We start from the raw sequence: 3,462 nt of genomic DNA on the forward strand, positions 1-3,462 counted from the left end.
ATAGCGGCTATCAAAATCCAGGTCATGCCCTGATGATTCTGTTTTGGCACTGAAGGTTTCGTAATGGGTCATATCCCCTAAATCTTGAATAACACAGCGCTCACAGTTAGGTGCTCGGTCTATCAAGATTTCAATTGCGGCTACTAATTCCCGCTCCGCTATCTTCAGGTCAAAGTTGTGGCCCACCTCGCGCTCATGGGCAAGCATCCCTAAATGACCATCTCCAATCTGTATCCAGGGAATAGTGTCTGTATCTAAATCACCTTGAGGCTCTGTGGGAGTCTCTACCGGTGGCAGATCTTCGATATAGGTTTGAGCAAAGGCCTCCATGGCTGCCTGCTGCTTTTGGATATCCTGCTGATTCTTCAACCAGAAAGCCGGGGTAGTTTCTGTCTTAGGGAAATAAATACTCGTCCCTTTGATTTCGAAACCTTCAGGCACCTTCTGATGGTTCAGGTGCTGGCTAGCATCCTTCAGGGCCTGCCGCCTTTTCAGTTCTGTGATAGAGCGGGACACGGGAGGGTGTGTTATTCCCAGCTTACGCGCAGCTGCAGTAACACCACCACACTCCTCAAATGCTCGGCAGTGTCGCTTCTCTCCCTCAGTTTTTGCATATTCCAAAAGGCTCATGCTATGCACTCCCTCCGCTTTTGTAATAACCGTCTTTTTCTATTGAATATCCGCTTAATCCTTTCGCAATACTCCCGGTTAAATCTCCGGATTTCGTTATTATTTTTTAACCAGTCAACTCGGCGATTGCCTACCTTTTCCCTCAGATTAAGTTCGTATTGCACGGCTACGGTCTCCGCTTTATGGGCATATTTGGCAGAGCCTGCGTTACAGCTTTTGCACTGCCTGTGAATATTCCAGAGGTTGAATCTCAGGTGGCCGGCTGCACCCCTTGAGCGGAAGTGGCCGGCATCCCAGGCACCTCCCGGTTTCCAGCCCTGCTCTACTTCAATTTCATGCTCCGGACAGTTGCAGGAAATACACGGCTTGCCTCTATCCCTCTCTCGCACATAGGCATTTATTGAGCGCTGGGCCTCATCCATGATTTGAGAATCAGGTTTTAATGCCCTTTTGCGCGCTCTGGTTTCAGCCTTGAACTTTTTAGCTTCAAGCTTCTTTTGCTTCTCTACTCGCTGAAATCCCAAATCAATAAGATGGTCAACACAACAGACGAAATCCAACCCGTTAACTATGCCGTACAGTACATTACAGCGGGTTTTGCATACTTTACATTTTCGGTATCGGGTGGCCATTAGTTGCACCCGAAGTCATTCAGCGGCCCAAAATCAACACCTCTCAAGGTGTACTGGTTTAGTATCGAATCTATGTACTCCTGTCCTTGCTTTACCGTCATTCGAGAGGTCACCGTTAAAAGGCGAACAATTTGCAACTTATCTTCATAGCTAAACTTGTATCCTCGGAGATATCTGTTGTAGACCTCGGTAAATTCCGGGTCTTTATCTCCAAGCAGAAGTATCGGTACTCCGATAGTTAACTTGCACTCAGCCCTGGCTAAATCAGTATCATTTCCATAGAGCTGATGACCTATGCGCTTATACAGCTCGAAAAACATTCTGTTTTGTTCAAGGCTCCGGTCCCGTCCTATACGCCAAGAAAAACGCAGATGCTTGTGCTGTTTAAAAAGGTTCTCAGCACGGACAAGAAAACCTTGAAGAGTGTTTGCGCTGTTGACTACCACGGAATCCTTTGTCATTTGCCCTACTCCAACCCAATCAAAAACCAAACACCTAAGCCAACCGTCACCATCCACAAAAACAACTCCAGGAATAAAACCGTTCTTGTTGGGGCTAGCTCTTCACGATTCACTTCAGTTACACCGCTTGCAAATTCTCAAATCGGAACCGGCTGATTAGGCGCTCATCCTGATATCTGGACTGGCCATTGTTCCCCTTTTTCATTTTCAGGTTGTAGCCAGAGAGACCGGTGGGTATTCGTTTAATTACACCGCCACGCGCTAAAAACTCTTTTGTCTTCGAGGCAATTGCCGCTCGGTCTGCTGACGTATTGCGAACAACTCCATGGTTTATAGGTCCGTATATCATTTGAATTCCCTCTCGATTATTGTTTACCAGTTGGTGTCTTCCAGCTCTTCCGCCAGCGTTGGCTGACTGGTGGATTCCTCTCGGGGTATGTATTCCCCCTCCAAAACCTCGCTGTGTTCTTCGCTCATAGGTCGAACATCCCCCGCATCTTTGCTAGTTCACTTTCACCGCTTTTGCGGGCTCGCTCCTGGGCGTTTTTGTCTGGTAGGGCTAAGGGTTTAAAGAGCTTGTGAATGCGGGCAGGATTACCCTCACCTACTCCACCGTTTCGAATTAGTCCGATTGCGCGGTCCACATCCAGGAACTGAAAACCTCCAACACCGGCTTGGCGATTTTCGTGGTAGGCAGCCATACCTTTGTCAATTTCCTCTCGGGTAAAATCTTTGACGTGTGCGGCGTATTCACGCTTAGCAAGGGCCTCGGTTTTCTCGTCTGGGAACTGTCGGTCGTATTGCTCGCGATTCAGCAGGGAGAGACGCAGGAAAAAATAAGCCACGCTGTCCCGTTGCTCTCGGCTCAATTCATCTGAGCCCATGGGGCGCTTCAGTTCTGGCGGTTGGCTGAGGACGGTGGATATATTTTTCACTGCGATTCCCTCCTAGAAATGCGTTGCGCGTTCGTAGTCGTAGGTTGCCGCTGCACGTTCTGAGCGCTGCTGTGCTGCGGTTTTGAATTTGGGGGTGCTAGACCTTTCGCGCCTTAGCCAGTTGCGCCACGTAGCTAGCCAGTCAGCCTTGACGCCACGCTGGCCAGATTGGGCCACCCAGTAATCTCTGAATTCGTCAGCGATATCGTGAATTCGGTTAATCAGGTCAGGACGGACTCGTTGCGCTTCAGTACGGAATTCTTCGGTGAGAATCCAGTCGTCAGGGAGTCGGGTTCCGCGCTTGGCTGGAGATTTTGGTTTTCGAGTGCTTGCGGGAGGGCGCTCTTGCGCACTCTCAGACTGGTTACTTAGTCCAGTATTTACTTTGTTATATTCTTTACTTTGTTGTGTCGGATTTACCGTATCCGGTGAAACCGTATCTGGATTTACCGTATCCGGTTTTTCAGGAAGTGGTTCATCCGGGGGTTCCTGGGAGTCTCTAGGGATATCGGAAATCTCATAATCAGTACCGAGAATCTTGCCTCCTTCACTGCGCCTTACGATGCGCTCACAGTAACCAGCGTCAATTAGCTCGTTCAGCAGCTTGTATATGCGGTCACGCCCCTCTTGGGCTTCTCTGGCTAATGCTGCGGCTGACACCTCCCAATCATCAGGCTTCGACAGCAAGTGCAGCAGGAGGCCGCTGGCAGCGAATGAGATACGGCGATCACATACAACCGTATTGGCAACCACTAGATAATTTGAGGACGGGCGAGCGCCACGACGAATCATAAAGCACCGCCT

6 protein-coding genes are annotated in these 3,462 nt (G+C 49.4%); all 6 read right to left on the reverse strand.

Annotation, left to right across the window (positions count from 1 at the left end):
- Nucleotides 1–630 (reverse strand): helix-turn-helix domain-containing protein (locus ACCI49_RS23960; RefSeq protein ID WP_371841768.1); only part of this gene is annotated, 630 nt, incomplete at its 3' end.
- The gene (locus ACCI49_RS23965; RefSeq protein ID WP_371841769.1) at nucleotides 627–1,262 is read right to left on the reverse strand and encodes a recombination protein NinG; all 636 of its coding nucleotides are present in this window, start codon (nucleotides 1,260–1,262) and stop codon (nucleotides 627–629) included. The genes ACCI49_RS23965 and ACCI49_RS23960, both read right to left, overlap by 4 nt.
- Nucleotides 1,262–1,723 carry a hypothetical protein gene (locus ACCI49_RS23970; RefSeq protein ID WP_371841770.1) on the reverse strand — a complete coding sequence of 154 codons (462 nt, stop codon included), beginning with the start codon at nucleotides 1,721–1,723 and terminating at the stop codon, nucleotides 1,262–1,264. The genes ACCI49_RS23965 and ACCI49_RS23970 overlap by 1 nt, the downstream gene beginning before the upstream one ends.
- Nucleotides 1,724–1,841: 118 nt before the next feature.
- Nucleotides 1,842–2,072: a hypothetical protein gene (locus tag ACCI49_RS23975; RefSeq protein ID WP_371841771.1), complete on the reverse strand. Its 231-nt coding sequence runs from the start codon at nucleotides 2,070–2,072 to the stop codon at nucleotides 1,842–1,844.
- 124 nt (nucleotides 2,073–2,196) lie between these two features.
- Nucleotides 2,197–2,658, reverse strand: coding sequence for a hypothetical protein (locus tag ACCI49_RS23980; protein ID WP_371841772.1), 462 nt, complete (start codon nucleotides 2,656–2,658; stop codon nucleotides 2,197–2,199).
- Between the two features lie 12 nt (nucleotides 2,659–2,670).
- The coding region (locus ACCI49_RS23985) for a helix-turn-helix domain-containing protein (protein ID WP_371841773.1) at nucleotides 2,671–3,462 on the reverse strand (792 nt) is incomplete at its 5' end.

The sequence above is a fragment of the Microbulbifer epialgicus genome, assembly GCF_041447265.1.
Lineage (GTDB): Bacteria > Pseudomonadota > Gammaproteobacteria > Pseudomonadales > Cellvibrionaceae > Microbulbifer > Microbulbifer epialgicus.